13 protein-coding genes are annotated in these 13,478 nt (G+C 62.5%); all 13 read right to left on the bottom strand.

Annotated elements, in window-relative coordinates; genetic code table 11:
- Positions 1-24 precede the first annotated feature (24 nt).
- The 13 genes from AB4090_RS07660 to AB4090_RS07600 are packed head-to-tail and all read right to left on the bottom strand — an operon-like array spanning position 25 to position 13,429.
- Positions 25-1,362, bottom strand: coding sequence for an NADH-quinone oxidoreductase subunit N (locus AB4090_RS07660; protein ID WP_369573284.1), 1,338 nt, complete (start codon positions 1,360-1,362; stop codon positions 25-27).
- Positions 1,349-2,797, bottom strand: coding sequence for a NuoM family protein (locus AB4090_RS07655; protein WP_369573283.1), 1,449 nt, complete (start codon positions 2,795-2,797; stop codon positions 1,349-1,351). The genes AB4090_RS07660 and AB4090_RS07655 overlap by 14 nt, the downstream gene beginning before the upstream one ends.
- Positions 2,794-4,659, bottom strand: coding sequence for an NADH-quinone oxidoreductase subunit L (nuoL, locus tag AB4090_RS07650; protein WP_369573282.1), 1,866 nt, complete (start codon positions 4,657-4,659; stop codon positions 2,794-2,796). The genes AB4090_RS07655 and nuoL overlap by 4 nt, the downstream gene beginning before the upstream one ends.
- Positions 4,652-4,966 (bottom strand): NADH-quinone oxidoreductase subunit NuoK, encoded by a 315-nt coding sequence (locus AB4090_RS07645; protein WP_369573281.1) that lies wholly within the window; start codon positions 4,964-4,966, stop codon positions 4,652-4,654. The genes nuoL and AB4090_RS07645 overlap by 8 nt, the downstream gene beginning before the upstream one ends.
- Positions 4,959-5,453, bottom strand: a complete 495-nt coding sequence (locus AB4090_RS07640; protein ID WP_369573280.1) for an NADH-quinone oxidoreductase subunit J — start codon at positions 5,451-5,453, stop codon at positions 4,959-4,961. Before AB4090_RS07640 ends, AB4090_RS07645 begins: the two co-directional genes overlap by 8 nt.
- Positions 5,450-5,953 (bottom strand): NADH-quinone oxidoreductase subunit NuoI, encoded by a 504-nt coding sequence (nuoI, locus tag AB4090_RS07635; RefSeq protein ID WP_369573279.1) that lies wholly within the window; start codon positions 5,951-5,953, stop codon positions 5,450-5,452. Before nuoI ends, AB4090_RS07640 begins: the two co-directional genes overlap by 4 nt.
- Positions 5,950-6,909: an NADH-quinone oxidoreductase subunit NuoH gene (gene nuoH / locus AB4090_RS07630; RefSeq protein ID WP_369573278.1), complete on the bottom strand. Its 960-nt coding sequence runs from the start codon at positions 6,907-6,909 to the stop codon at positions 5,950-5,952. Before nuoH ends, nuoI begins: the two co-directional genes overlap by 4 nt.
- Entirely contained in the window at positions 6,909-9,185 is a 2,277-nt protein-coding gene (locus tag AB4090_RS07625) for a 2Fe-2S iron-sulfur cluster-binding protein (RefSeq protein ID WP_369573277.1), read from the bottom strand. Before AB4090_RS07625 ends, nuoH begins: the two co-directional genes overlap by 1 nt.
- Positions 9,178-10,440 carry an NADH-quinone oxidoreductase subunit F gene (locus tag AB4090_RS07620; protein ID WP_369573276.1) on the bottom strand — a complete coding sequence of 421 codons (1,263 nt, stop codon included), beginning with the start codon at positions 10,438-10,440 and terminating at the stop codon, positions 9,178-9,180. Before AB4090_RS07620 ends, AB4090_RS07625 begins: the two co-directional genes overlap by 8 nt.
- Positions 10,437-10,907, bottom strand: a complete 471-nt coding sequence (locus tag AB4090_RS07615; RefSeq protein ID WP_369573275.1) for an NAD(P)H-dependent oxidoreductase subunit E — start codon at positions 10,905-10,907, stop codon at positions 10,437-10,439. The genes AB4090_RS07620 and AB4090_RS07615 overlap by 4 nt, the downstream gene beginning before the upstream one ends.
- A gap of 4 nt (positions 10,908-10,911) precedes the next feature.
- Positions 10,912-12,594: an NADH-quinone oxidoreductase subunit D gene (locus tag AB4090_RS07610; RefSeq protein WP_369573274.1), complete on the bottom strand. Its 1,683-nt coding sequence runs from the start codon at positions 12,592-12,594 to the stop codon at positions 10,912-10,914.
- Complete coding sequence (locus AB4090_RS07605; RefSeq protein WP_369573273.1) at positions 12,594-13,079, bottom strand: NADH-quinone oxidoreductase subunit B; 486 nt, start codon at positions 13,077-13,079, stop codon at positions 12,594-12,596. Before AB4090_RS07605 ends, AB4090_RS07610 begins: the two co-directional genes overlap by 1 nt.
- Entirely contained in the window at positions 13,070-13,429 is a 360-nt protein-coding gene (locus tag AB4090_RS07600; RefSeq protein WP_369573272.1) for an NADH-quinone oxidoreductase subunit A, read from the bottom strand. The genes AB4090_RS07605 and AB4090_RS07600 overlap by 10 nt, the downstream gene beginning before the upstream one ends.
- Positions 13,430-13,478 lie beyond the last annotated feature (49 nt).

The following is a 13,478-nucleotide window of genomic DNA, read 5'->3' as shown; positions in this document are numbered from 1 at the left end:
ATCTGCGGCGCGGGTACCTCCGCCTCATCCCCCGAAAAAGAACGGAAACAGCAGCCAGCCAAAACCCAACAAGAGCATCCCCGCTGCAGCGTAAAGGCGCAGTACCGGGCTGTGCCAGAGGGCGAGGCTGCGCTGCTCGTGCGGGGTACGCCACAGGCTGGGCAGGTAATAGGCAAAGGACAGGGCGCTGCCAAGGATGAGCACAACGGCCAGGCCCCAGACCTGGGCGTGGATGTCGGCCACCAATACCCCGAGCTTGACAAAGAAACCCAGGGTGGGGGGCATACCGGCAAGTGATAGGAGACTTACGGCCAACAGCCCCGCTGCCAGGGGGGCCTGCTGGCGCAGGTGCCGCCAGGGGATCTCGTCCATGCCCTCGGGCAGGCTGAGCAAGGGGCCGAACACCCCCAGATGCATCAGGCCGTAGACCACGGCATAGAAGGTGGCAATGATCAGACCCAGAGGGCCGGCGGCAAGGGCGGCGAAGAAATACCCGGCGTGGGAGACCGCCGAGTAGCCCAGCATGCGGCGGAAGGAGCGGGTACGCCAGGCAAGCACGTTACCGATAACGATACTGAGCACCGCCAGCGCCAGATAGGGCAGTAACCAGGTGCCAGAGACTCCGGCCAGATTGATCAGCACCCCCATGATCGCCACCTTGCCCACCGCCCCCAGATACAACAGGGCTGGCGTTGGTGCCCCGGCATAGATGTCTGCCACCCAGGCATGAAAGGGCGCAACGGCCAGTTCAAAGCCCAGCGCTGCAAGAAGCAGGATGAAGCCTAGGCGCGCGGCAAAGGTGCCATCGATTGGCCCCAGCGGCGGATTCAGGGCGAGGTCGCCATTGCCCAGATAGATCAAAGCAATGCCCAGGGCGAAAAGGGCCGATGCCAGCGCCGCCAGCAAAGCATACTTCATCGCTGCTTCTAAAGACCTGCGCGCGGAGCCGGGCCAGGCAAAGAGGGCAAAGAAGGGCAGGACCTGCAATTCCAGGCCAATGAAAATACCAATGAGTTCATCGCTGCCCACTAACAACAGGGAACCCAGCAGCACGCTTAGGCAGAGCCCGGTAAAGGCCCCCGGCATGCGCCGCAACAGGGGATGGCGGGCAAGCAGCAGAAGCACGGCGGCACTGGCAAGGCCCAGGTAGGCGCCGAGGATGCTGGCGCTGCTGTCCCAATAAAAGCCCTCGCCCAAATCCAGGCGACTATGTAACACCAGGGCGGTAGCGCTGAGGCTGCCGAGCACCCCCCAGTAGGGAGCAAAGCGGCCCAGGCGTGGGGATACATCGAAGAAAAAGGCCACGAGTGCCGCGACAGCAACGGCGATGGGCGCCCAGAGGGTAGCACTAATGACCACCATGCATCCCTCCTAAAAGCAAATGGCTATGCACCGGCAGGAGTTGCTGGAAATCCGCCAATAGCGTCTGGCTCCCTAAGCCCACATAGAGACTGGCCGCCCCCAGAAGCAGGAAAATCCACAGTTCGCGCTGACTGAGATCAGCGATGTGCCCCGGCAGGCGCGGGTTGAGCTGCCCGAGCATGCTGCGCTCATAGGCGCGCAGAAAGACTACCAAATTGACGATCATGCCCAGGGTGGCGATGCCGGCCCAGACGGGCAAGACCTGAAAACTGCCGAGCAGGGTCAGAAATTCCCCAGGGAAGTTGCCCAGCCCTGGAAGCCCCAGCGCCATCAGGAAAAACAACAGGGTCCAGGCACCAAAACGCGGCATGCGGCGAAAGAGTCCGCCGAGGGCGTCCCAGTTGCTGCTCAGCCCCCGGGCTTCGAGAATCGCAATTACGGTAAAGAGCCCGCCGGCCAGAACCGCATGCGCGATGCTCAGGATCAGCGCCCCGCTCCAGGCCTGTTCTTGCAGGGCAAAGATCCCCAGCGCAACGAGGTTCATGTGGCTGACACTGCTGTAGGCGACGGTTTCGCGCAGTTCGCTGGTACTGAGGGCGAGGAAGGCGCCGTAGAGGGTGCCAATGCTGGCGAGGATGATTCCGGCCGGGCTGAAGAGCAATGCGCCCTGGGGCAACAACGGCACTGCCCAGTGCACTAGGCCGTAGACGCCAGCCAATACCGTCGCCCCCGAGAGAAGGAGGGCAGCAGCGGGCGCGCTCTGTACGTATGCCCCGCGTGCCCAGCCATGCAACGGAAAGAGGGGAAGTTTTACCCCGAGTCCAGCCAGCATCCCCAAGAAGAGCAGTAGCTGGATTTGCCCGGAGAGACCGCTGCCACTCAACCGCATCCAGGAGAAATCATAAATGCCCGTGCTGTTGCCGCGCGCGAGATAGATGGGCAAGACCGCCAGAAGCAAAAACAGCGAGGCGGTAATGGTGTACAACAAAAAGGTCAGGGCGGCGCGCCGGTCTTTCTGGCCGCTACGCAGGATCAACCAGGCAGCTGCCAGCGCGACGATCTCGTAAAAGATGTAGAAGCCGAGAAAGTTGTTGGCAAAGAAGGTACCCATCAAGGCCCCTTGCAGCACCGCCAGAATCCGCGCCTGATGCAGGTATTCCCCATGATGCCATTGCACCGCCAGGGCGACGGGCAGGAGCAGGGCGACGGTCAGGGCAAAAAGATCGGCGAGGGGGCTGGATTGTAACTGCCACAAGGCACCCAGGAGCGGGATGTGCACCGCTGCCAGCCCGGAAGGGTCGCCGGCCAGCAGCGGAATGCAGAGCAGAACCTCCGCTAGCGCCCCGGCAACGCTCAAGGCGGCTGCCGAGCGTTGCGCCAAGCTGAGCCAGAGGGCGATGCCCCAGGGTAGCAAGACCAGCAGCGAGACGATCATAACGGCCAGGTCCAGATCAGCAACAGGAGGAGAAGCAGTCCGGCAATCATGCTCACCGCGTAGCGACTCGCCAGGCCATTTTCCCCGCGTGCCAGGGCATAGGCCGAGAGGCGCAGGCCATCGCGCATGCCGCCCTGGGCCAGCCCTTGCACGCCAAGATTTTCGACGCCGCCGCGCAACAGTCGGCCAAAGGCATAAAAGGGCGCGGGGACAAGGCGCAGGATGGCGCCATCGATCCACCAGCCGCTGGCTAAGAAGCGCCAGCGGCTCAAGCCGCGTCCGGCACGTTCGCGCCGCGCCGCCCAGTAGCCCAGACCAATGCCGAGGAAGGTAGCCAAAGCGCCAATGATGGTCAGCAGCATGCCCTCCAGACCCAAGGGCCGCGGTGGTAGTCCCAGCTCGGGTGCCAGCCAGTGCACCCAAAGATGCGGTCCCGGCCAGCCCGGCGGAAACTGCAACCAGCCGATTCCGATACTCCCTGCCGCCAGGATCGCCAGCGGGATCTTCATCCCCCAACCCATCTGATAGGGCTCTTCCAGCTCCGAGGGTTTGCCCTCAAAGACCAGAAAATACAGGCGAAAGGCGTAGCCCGCCGTCAATACCGCACCGCTTAGGCCCAAGGCGTAAGGCACCCCGCCGCCCGCCACCAGGTAGCTGGCGTTGATGATTGCATCTTTGCTGTAAAACGCAGCGGAAATCAGGGGCACGGCAGCGAGGGCAAAGATGCCCGCCAGAAAAGTCCAGCGCAGAAAGGGCTGGCGGTATTTGAGCCCGCCCATGTGGCGGATATCGTGATCTTCGGCGTAGATCAAGATGATGGCACCGGAGGCCATGAAGAGCAGGGCCTTGAAGCAGGCATGCACGAGCAGGTGAAATAGCCCAAGGCTGGGCGCGCCGATGCCCACGCCCATGAACATATAACCCAGTTGGCTGATGGTGGAGTAGGCGAGGACGCGTTTCACATCGACTTGCGCCAGGCCACAGGAGGCGGCAAAGAAGGCAGTAAAGGCACCGAGTACGGCGATGGCCTCGAGCATGCCGGGGACGACGGCAAATAGTCCCAGCAAGCGGATACAGAGGTAGACCCCCGCCGTTACCATGGTAGCCGCGTGGATCAGGGCAGAGACGGTACTCGGCCCGGCCATGGAATCCGGTAGCCAGATATGGAAGGGGAACTGCGCCGACTTCGCATAGGCACCAATCAGAATCAGAATGCTCGCCGCCAGCAGCAAGGCCGGCGCCGGGTGCGCCTGTACCAGAGGCAGCAACTTGCTGATGGTGAGGGTGTGGTATTGGGCAAAGAGCAGGAAGATGCCCAGTAGCAGGGTGGTATCGCCAATGCGGGTAACGACGAAGGCCTTGCGCCCCGCCCAGGCATTTTCCGACTCCCGGTACCAATGCGAGATCAGGGCATAGGAGCAGAGGCCCACAGTCTCCCAACCCAGATACAGCAAGAGCAGATTGTTCGCCATGGTGAGGACGAGCATGCCGGAAACAAAGAGGTTGAGATAAAAATAATAGCGCCGCTCGCCGTAGTCGCCGTGCAGATATTGTTGGGAAAACAGATGGATGAGAAAGCCGACGAAGCTGGCGATGGAAACCATGACCAGGCTCACGTCATCCAGACGTAAGGTAATATCGACGTGCAAATTCCCCACCGTCATCCAGGTCCAGAGCCGGTCGAGCAGGGCCGGCTGGGTGCCGGGGCCAAGCCAGATGGCGAGTACGACCAGAGAGGAGAGGAAGGGCATACTGGCTGCCAGACGCCCGCACCAACGGGGTCCGAGCTGTTCCCCAAACAGCGCATTGATGAGGGCGCCGAGCAGCGGAAAGCCGGGGATGAGAAAGAGCCAGTCAGCCATCGTTCTCCTCCCGTTCGCGCAGCAGACGCAGGCCATCGACATTGAGGGTGCCGAGTTCTCGCCGCACCCGCAGCAGCAGGGCGAGGCTGGGTGCAAGCGCTGCACCACTCAGGGCCATGATAAATAGTGCCAGTACCTGACCGCTGATGGCATGCCAGCGCGCGCCACCCGCCAGTGCTACCAGCAGCGCGGAGTTGAAGAGTAACTCCGCGCCCAGCAGCCAAAAGACCAAGCTGCGGCGCAGCAGGATCAGCGCCAGTCCGGCAAAGAAGAGCAGGGCCGAAGCCACCAGGGCGATCTCAATCATCGTCTTTCTCCCCGGCATGGAGCACCAGTACCGCGCCAATGACGACAAAGAGCAGCACCGCCACCGCCTCGCTCCACCAGAGATTGGGGCCAAAAAGGGCACGTCCCAGCAGGACCGGCCCGAGAGAATGCACCACGGCGGTAATGGGTTGCTGTTGCCAGACCAGAGCTGCCAATACCAGCGCAAAAACGAGCAGTAACAGGGCGCCGAGCAGCCAGCCGCTGCGCCAGCTCTGCCGCGCCGCCGCTGCCCGCGCCTCCGGCCCAAGCAGCATAAGAGTGAAGAGGAATAGCACCAGAATGGCGCCCAGGTAGAGCAGAATCTCCATGGCCGCCAAAAAGGGCGCGCCTAGGAGATAGAAAACAATGGCGAGAACGCCGAGGATGGCAGCGACGGCAATCACCCCATGCATGGCGTCATGCACTAACAGCACGCTCAGGAGCAAGACGGCGAGCACGGCGAGCAACAAGAATCCGAGAAAGATCATGGCAGATTGCTCCGTGGATCGCAGTGCGCCTGCGCTGGCAGGGCCTGGATGCGCACCCCGGCATGATCGTAGTAGCGATATTCCGGGTGCTTGCCAGTACCATCAATGAGCAAGGCCTCTTTATGGTAGACGAAGTCGCCGCGCTCGGTCTTGGCGAAGGCAAATTCCGGCGAGAGCTGGATGGCCACCGTAGGGCAGGCCTCTTCACAGAGCCCGCAGTAAATGCAGCGGGCAAAGTTGATGCGAAAGCTCTGCGCAAAGCGGCGGCCATCGGGGCGATCTGCGCCCTCCAGGGCAATGCACTGGGTGGGGCAGACCGCCGAACAGAGCTCACAGGCAACACAGCGTTCTTCGCCATCGGGATCGCGGGTGAGCACCGGACGTCCGCGCCAGCGTTCGCCCAATGTTGGCTCTTGCTCTGGATATTCGAGGGTATCGCGCCGCCGCAGTTGGCGCAGCGTGGTCCAGAAACTTGCGAGGAGGGTGTGCCAGAGCTTCATGGCGTCCCCCACAGTGCCGCGGCGATGGCCGTTAGCAGCAAATTGACGATAGACAGCGGCAACAGGGCATTCCAGCCCCAGTGCAGGAGCTGGTCATAGCGCGGACGCGGCAGGCTGGCGCGCAGCCAGAAGAAGAGCCCGATGACGAAACCGGTCTTGAGCAACATCCATAACCAGCCCGGCAGCCAGGGGCCGCTCCAGGCACCCAGATAGAGCAGGCTGATGAGGGCGGCGATGAGGACCAGGCCGAGATATTCGCCAAGGAAGAAATAGCCAAAGCGCATTCCACCGTATTCGGTGTGGTAGCCCGCCACTAGCTCACTCTCGGCCTCGGCGAGGTCAAAGGGCAGACGCTGGGTTTCGGCGATGCCGGCAATGAAAAAGATCAAAAAGCCCAGGGGTTGATAGACGATCAGCGGTACCGGCTCGCCCGCCGCGCCCAGGCCCTGAAGGGAGAGACTACCGGCGAGCAGCACCAAAGCGAGCAGGGCGAGGCCCATGGGCAGTTCGTAGCTCACCAGTTGTGCCACGGCGCGGATGGCACCATAGAGCGCGAATTTGTTATTGGACGACCAGCCGCCGAGAAAGACCCCGTAGACGTGCAGCGAACTCAGGGCGAGGATGAGCAGGAGGCCGATTTCCCAATCGCCCGCCCAGGAAATGCCGGGTGCCAGAGGGAGCACGGCAAAGCCCGCCAAGGCACTGAAGGCGACCAGTAGGGGGGCAACGCGATAGAGGAATGCGCTGGCAAAGGGCGGGACAAAATCTTCCTTGCACAGCAGCTTCAGGGCATCGGCCAGGGCCTGTCCGACGCCAAATGGCCCGAGGCGATTGGGGCCAAGACGGTTCTGGAACAGCCCAAGCACCCGGCGTTCGGCAAAGACCAGAAAACCGGCAATGCCGAGCAACACCAACAGGGTGATGAGCATGGCGACGATTTGCGCGATGAGCAGCATCAGTCGAGCCACTCCGGGTGAATGCCATCGCCCGGGCGCAGGCCAAGGTAGGCGAGTTCCGCGCGTGGAATGGCGAGGACTTCCGGCGTCATGTCCGCCAGTTCCTTAAGCGGCAGGGTGCGGGTGGCACCATCGGCGGCGCGCAGGCGTACCTGTCGTGCAGTGTGTTGCCCAGGGGCAATCCAGGCGGCGCTGGTGGGCGCCAGGCTGTGCAGTTCGCGGGCGCCGTTGGCGAGTTCTTCCTCGCTGTAATGGCTAAAACGGGCGATGCTCCAGCCCTGGTCCGTGGCGCGCGGCGGGGGGGCGGAGTGCAAACGGAAGCGCGCACGCAGCTCCTCGGGTAAAAATACGCCGTCATCCCCCGGTTGGGGTTCCGCGCGCAGCAGAAAATCGCGATAGAAGGCCATGCGCTCCTGCCAGCGCGCAGATACCTCCAGGCGCTGCGCCAGGGCCGAGCAGAGCTCTACCGGGCTAGGCAGTGCATCTGGCTGCAGCGCACCACCGGCAGCCAAGGGAAATGGGCCGAGCTCTGGCCGCCAGTGACGTTCTTCGCGTGCCGGGCTGTAGGCCTGCGCTACCGCCTGCAAACGGCCCTCACCGTTGTAGAGGAGACCCGCGCGTTCGCTCAAGGCAGCGCAGGGCAGTGCCAGCCAAGCCCCATCCCAGGACAGACTCTGGCGTTGGTCGATGAGGCTGAGATCGGTGTCGCCGCAGCTGCGCCACCACGTCCCATCCATTTCCTGGGGATCCTGACCAAGGGCGAGGATATGGTCATAATGTCCGTCGTTGAGGGCGGCGCGTAGACGGGTAGCATTGCCATCTACCGCGTAAAAGGAGGCACCGGGCAGATTCGCCTGACGGTAGACGGGGAGGATGCCGCTGCCGTCGGGCCACGAGGAGATTTCCCGGCGCAACAGGTGTAACAGCTCTGGGCCGACAGACTCGGTATCGATAAGCAGTAAAAAAGGTCGGTGATGGCGGCGTCCGAGCCAGTCCCAGGCGGCATCAAGCAGGTCTGCTGGCGGTAAGAGCTGGTCCTCGCAGGCCAATTCGGTAAGCGGGCTAGGCAGGCTCCGCAAAAGGCTGATGGCCGCCCCGCGACGCTGCGCCTCGCGCAGGAAAAGAGGCAGGGTTGGCGCTACCCGCTCCACCGCGCCAATGACGAGGATCTGCGCATATTCGGGAATCCGAGCGGGCGCTGGGGGGCGCGGCAGGGCAAGGATCTCGCGCGCCTTGGCCTCCTCCCAGGGTTCGAAAAAGGCGGCGAAGGGCGCGTCACAAACGCGCGCCAGGGCAAAGAGGGCGAGATTGCTATCGAGATCTTCGCGCGCCGAACCGAGAAAGACCGTGCGCCCCTCGGCCAGGCGTGCAGCCAGACGGTCGAGGACAGCATCAATGTCTTGTGGCCGCCCCTCGGCATGTGCCTGCCGTGGTCGGTTACTCGCCGCGACGTAGCGAAAACCATAGCGACCGCGATCACAAAGGAAGTGCGGATTGATCTCGGGATGTGTGCGCTGGCGGATGCGCCGCAGGCGTCCGCGGGCAGCACCGGGTTCGGTATTGCAGCCGAGGCTACAATGCGGGCAGACGCCCTTAGTTTCCTCCAGATCCCAGGGGCGCAGGTAGTCCTGATGGTAGACCTTATCGGTGAAGACCCCGGTGGGGCAGACCTCGGCCAGGTTGCCGGCCAGAGGACTTTCCAGCGGCCCATCCTCCATGCGCCCAAAAAAGACCCGGTCGCGCGAGCCGAAGACACCGAAGTCCTCGCCGCCTGCCAGGTCCTGATAAAAGCGCACGCAGCGGTAACAGGTAATGCAGCGATTCATCTCCTGACGAATCAGTGGGCCAAGTTGCTGACTTTGGTAGGTACGCTTGGATGGCTCATATTCGCGATAGGCATGGCCACTGGCGACGGTCATGTTTTGCAGATGGCACTGGCCACCTTCATCACAAATGGGGCAATCGTGGGGGTGATTGCGCATCAGCAATTCGCTGATCAATTGATGTTCGTGGCGCACATCGGCTTCGGCGCGCACCAGTTGCAGATCGCGGCTGGCGGGCAGCAGGCAGGCCATCACCAGGCGCGGCGGGTGTTTGCCGTCGTGGGGATAGACCTTCACCCCACACTGGCGGCAGGCACCGAGACTTCCCAAGGCAGGATGAAAACAGAAGTAAGGGATGCTGCTTTCCTGCTGGTGTGCCAGAACGGCCTCCAGCACATTCTGCCCCGGCGTAAAAGGGATGGCCTCGCCGTCCAGGTAAAAGACCTCAGCCATACTGCACCGTGTAGGGACAATGCCCCTGTTGCACATGGGCCGCAATCTCGTCGCGGAAGATCACCATTCCGGACAGCAAGGGCATGAGGGCGCCCGGCGCCAGGGCGCAGAAGCTGTTGGGGGCGATCTCCTTGCCCAGAGTTTCGATTTTGTCGAGATCGCGCATTTCCCCTTCACCCCTTTCGATCTTTTCTAATAGCCATAGTAAAAAAGGTAGACCCTCGCGGCACGGAGTGCAAAAACCGCAGGACTCGCGGGCATAGAAACGGGTGGTGGCAATCAGGAAATCCAGCGGGCAGTGTTGGTCGTCGAGGACGATGCAGCCACCCGTACCCAGGCGCGAGCCGATCTTGGCCATGGCGTCGAAGTGCATGGGGGTGTCGAAATCCTGGGGCTGGACGAAGGGCGTCGAGGCCCCGCCCGGCAGCACGCCGCGAATCTCCCTGCCGGGCAGCGGGCCACCGGCGTGTTCGTAAAGGATCTCGCGCAGGGGCGTACCCATGGGCAGTTCAAAGACCCCGGGCTTGTGTACGGGCCCGCAGACCGTGTACAGCTTGCTCCCCACACCGCCATTGATGCCCCAGCTCTGGTAGGTCTCGACTCCTGCGCGCAGGATGCCGGGGAGCTGGGCAAAGGACTCGGAGTTATTGACGGTAGTGGGTTGCTGCCAGAGGCCTTTTTGCGCGATGTGCGGCGGTTTTTTGCGCGGATTGGCGCGCCGCCCCTCGATCGCGTTGAGGATGGCCGAATCCTCGCCGCAGATGTAGCGCCCTAGCGAGAGATGGATGTCGAGTTGCAGCTTGCCGGCGGGCAAGTCCAGTAGCCCGGCCGCCTCCGCGGCTGCCAGGGCGCGGGCAAAGACCTCTGCCCCGGCGGCATATTCGCCACGGATGAAGATGATCGCTTCTTGTACCCCCAGGGCGTGGGCGGCAATGAGCATGCCTTCCAGAATTTGCTGCGGCGCGCCGAAGAGCAGGGCGCGATCCTTGAAGCTGCCCGGTTCGGTTTCATCCAGGTTGCAGACCAGATAACGGGGCTCCGGGGCATCCAAGCCGCGCAGACGCCATTTCACCCCGGTTGGAAAACCTGCCCCACCACAGCCGCGCAGCCCGGATTTCTCCACCAGGGCGATCAGGTCCGCAGGTGTCATCTGCAGGGCCTTGGCGAGGCCCTCATAGCCGCCCGCGGCACGATAGGCGTCGAGGTTGGCCGGATCGGGGCTGGCAAAGAGCATGCTCAGGGGTTGGGCACTCATGTTTCGTCCACCCAGTCCTGCAGCTGCTGTTGCAGTGCCTCGCTAGAGAGCGGCGCGACGACTTCCCTGCCATCGACGAAGGCCGCTGGCGCACGGTCGCAGAGGCCAAGACAGACATGCGGCAGGACACTATAGCGGCCATTGCTCTGGCCCAGTGCGACGCCACTGCGTTCTTCTGCTAGTTTCAGCAACTGCGGTGCCCCGGCCAGATGACAGGCGACACTGTCGCAGATACGTAGCACATGCCGCCCGGGATTTTCGCGCAAGACCAACGGATAGAAGGTGCATAGCTCTTCCACCCGCACGGCGCTGATGCCGCAGAGCTTCGCCACCAAGTGCAAGCGGGCATCATCGATCCAGCCATATTCGGCCTGCAAAATGCGTAGAAGATCGCAGACCGCTGCCTCGGGGTGACTACCGACGTGCTGCACTGCCTGTCGCAAACGGGCGAGTAAGGCTTCGGGCACGATGTCAACGGTCGAGGTCGGCGAGGACATAATCCAGTGATCCAATAGAAGCGATGAAATCGGGGATACCGAGGCCCTGCCCCAGCTCGGTGATCATCTGCACGTGCGGAAAGGAGCCTGTACGCACACGCAGGCGTTGCGGACGTGGACCGCCATCGCTGCACACAAAATACCCGAGCATGCCGCGCGCCGATTCCCCCAGACCCAGTGCCACCCCGGCAGGTGGGCCAAATTCCGCCGCCATTTGCTCGAAGTGGTGGATCAGGGTCTCAATGTCGCGCAACGTCCGGTCTTTAGGCATCAATACCTCTGCGGCATCGCGAGCGAGGATCGGTCCGCCCGGCATTTGCTCCAGCAACTGGCGCAGGATGCCAATGCTCTCGCGAATCTCTTGCAAGTGCAGCCAGGTACGGCTCCACGCATCGCCGTCGGTACTGGTCGGAACATCGAACTGCAACTGCGGATAGAGTCCGTAAGGCTCGGTCTTGCGCAGGTCCCAGGCGGTACCGGTGCTGCGCAGGACGATACTGGTGGCACCCCAGCGCTCGGCCATGGCGGCACTGACCTTGCCAATACCACGGGTGCGGGCGCGGAAAATGGCGTTGTCGACGCTGAGCGTTTCGGTATCGCGCAAGCCGTTCTCGACCTTGTCCAGGACCACCCGCAGACGCTCCTGCCAGCCCTCGGGTAGATCCTCAGCCACCCCACCAATCCGAAAAAACTGGGGATGTAGCCGCCCGCCGGTGAATTCTTCGATCAGATCGAGCAGCAAGGAGCGGTCACGGAAGGCATAAAAGGCAGGCCCCATAGTGCCCAGATCATTGCCATAGCTGCCCAGCCAAACCAGATGCGATTCAATCCGGCAGATCTCTGCCAGTAGGGTACGGATACCTTCGGCCCGCTCGGGTAGGGTAATGCCAGCCAGGGCCTCGACGGCGCGCAGATAGGGCCACTCGCCGAGCACGCCGCCGAGGTAGTCGACGCGATCGGTGTAGGGGATGAAATTGTGGTAGCTGTGTCCCTCGGCAATCTTTTCGACGCCACGATGATGGTAGCCAATGTCGGGATCGACGCTGACGACGCGTTCGCCACGCAGACGCAGGCGATAGCGCAAAATGCCATGAGTGCCAGGGTGGTGCGGTCCGACATTGAGCAGCATCTCCCCTTCGCCGGGGGCATCTTCGGGGCTGTAGACCGCGAGTTGCTCCTGCAGGCAGCCGCGCTCGAAGCGCAGAGGCGGGCGCTCGGTGGCGCGGATGGGTTCCACCTTGCGTAACGGATAGCCTTCCCAGTCAGGACTGAGCAGGATGCGGCGCAGGTCGGGATGGTCGGCAAATACGATGCCAAAGAGGTCATAGACCTCGCGCTCATACCAGTTGGCGGCCGGGTAGATCGCGGTACAGCTGGGCGCATGCTCACCCGCCAGGGGCACGCGCAGGCGTAGCCAATCACCGGGTTGCAGACTGTGGAGATGATAGAGCAGGGTTAGATGAGAGCCTGCCGCGTCGATCTCCTCCCGCGCCGTGAGATCGAAGAGCAGGCGCATGGGTGGTTGGTGTTCTTCTCGCAGATATGCCAATGCAGCGAGGATCTGCGTTTCGGGGAGAAAGAAATCCGGCAGATTGTCGCGCGCGTCACTCGCGGGCTGGGCGGCGAAGCGGCGTTGCAGGATCTCGGCGAGCAGCATTAGCTCTCCTTCGCCAATACGCGCGCTGGACGCGCGCGTATCTTGCGTTGCAGCAGCAATAGCCCGTCCATCAGCGCCTCAGGGCGGGGCGGGCAGCCCGGCACATAGACATCCACCGGCAAGATCTGATCCAGCCCCTGCACTACGCTGTAGACGTCATACATGCCGCCGGAATTGGAGCAGGAACCCATGGAAATGACCCATTTGGGTTCGAGCATTTGCTCGTAGATTTCGACGATCATCGGCGCCATCTTGGCAAAGACCGTTCCCGAACAGATCAGCACATCGGCCTGGCGCGGCGAGCTGCGGATCACTTCGGCGCCAAAACGTGCCAGATCATGGCGTGGCGTAAGGGCGGCGACCATTTCGATAAAGCAACAGGAGGTGCCAAAGTTGAGCGGCCAAAGGGAGCCCGCCCGGCTCCAGGCAATAATTTCGTCCAGGCGTCCGGCAAAAAAAGCCAGCGGGCCGCGTTTCATGTCCATCGTAATCCTCCCATGGCCCATTCATAGACCCAGCCCAACGCGAGGATGACGAGAAAGCCAATGCCGCCCCAGAGTGCCGCTGGCGGCAGGCCATGAAAGGCCACTGCCCAGGCATAGAGAAAGGCACCCTCAAGTTCGAAGACGAGAAAGGAAACGGCCAGCAGGTAAAAACGTACAGGTGTGGCGGGATGCACGGCGGTGGTTTCGCCGAGGCCACTCTCAAAAGGAATGTCCTTATTGCGGTTGGGATGTCGCCCACCCAAAAAGCGCGCCACTGCCAAGAGCACGAGCAATAGGCCCAAAGCCAGCAGGGCAAAGACGGCAACGGCGGCGGCATGGTGCAGAGGCATAGGCTCTCCGAGTAACTTGGTTACAAGTATAGTCAAAGAATTGCGCGGC

This window comes from Acidithiobacillus sp. IBUN Pt1247-S3, from assembly GCF_041146875.1.
In the GTDB taxonomy this organism is placed as follows: domain Bacteria; phylum Pseudomonadota; class Gammaproteobacteria; order Acidithiobacillales; family Acidithiobacillaceae; genus Igneacidithiobacillus.
Note: the sequence above shows the minus strand (reverse complement) of the source record. Positions and strands in the feature narration are given on the sequence as shown.

Excerpts from the sequence above, each read along its gene's own strand:
- AB4090_RS07625 (WP_369573277.1), bottom strand. The coding sequence starts at position 9,185 with ATGGCTGAGGTCTTTTACCTGGACGGCGAGGCCATCCCTTTTACGCCG.
- nuoL (WP_369573282.1), bottom strand. The coding sequence starts at position 4,659 with ATGGCTGACTGGCTCTTTCTCATCCCCGGCTTTCCGCTGCTCGGCGCC.
- AB4090_RS07655 (WP_369573283.1), bottom strand. The coding sequence starts at position 2,797 with ATGATCGTCTCGCTGCTGGTCTTGCTACCCTGGGGCATCGCCCTCTGG.
- AB4090_RS07640 (WP_369573280.1), bottom strand. The coding sequence starts at position 5,453 with ATGATCTTTCTCGGATTCTTGTTGCTCGCCGTGCTCGCCGTCTTGCTC.
- AB4090_RS07600 (WP_369573272.1), bottom strand. The coding sequence starts at position 13,429 with ATGCCTCTGCACCATGCCGCCGCCGTTGCCGTCTTTGCCCTGCTGGCT.
- nuoI (WP_369573279.1), bottom strand. The coding sequence starts at position 5,953 with ATGAAGCTCTGGCACACCCTCCTCGCAAGTTTCTGGACCACGCTGCGC.
- AB4090_RS07660 (WP_369573284.1), bottom strand. The coding sequence starts at position 1,362 with ATGGTGGTCATTAGTGCTACCCTCTGGGCGCCCATCGCCGTTGCTGTC.
- AB4090_RS07605 (WP_369573273.1), bottom strand. The coding sequence starts at position 13,079 with ATGGACATGAAACGCGGCCCGCTGGCTTTTTTTGCCGGACGCCTGGAC.
- AB4090_RS07610 (WP_369573274.1), bottom strand. The coding sequence starts at position 12,594 with ATGCTGCTCGCCGAGATCCTGCAACGCCGCTTCGCCGCCCAGCCCGCG.
- nuoH (WP_369573278.1), bottom strand. The coding sequence starts at position 6,909 with ATGCTGCTCATCGCGCAAATCGTCGCCATGCTCATCACCCTGTTGGTG.
- AB4090_RS07620 (WP_369573276.1), bottom strand. The coding sequence starts at position 10,440 with ATGAGTGCCCAACCCCTGAGCATGCTCTTTGCCAGCCCCGATCCGGCC.
- AB4090_RS07645 (WP_369573281.1), bottom strand. The coding sequence starts at position 4,966 with ATGATTGAGATCGCCCTGGTGGCTTCGGCCCTGCTCTTCTTTGCCGGA.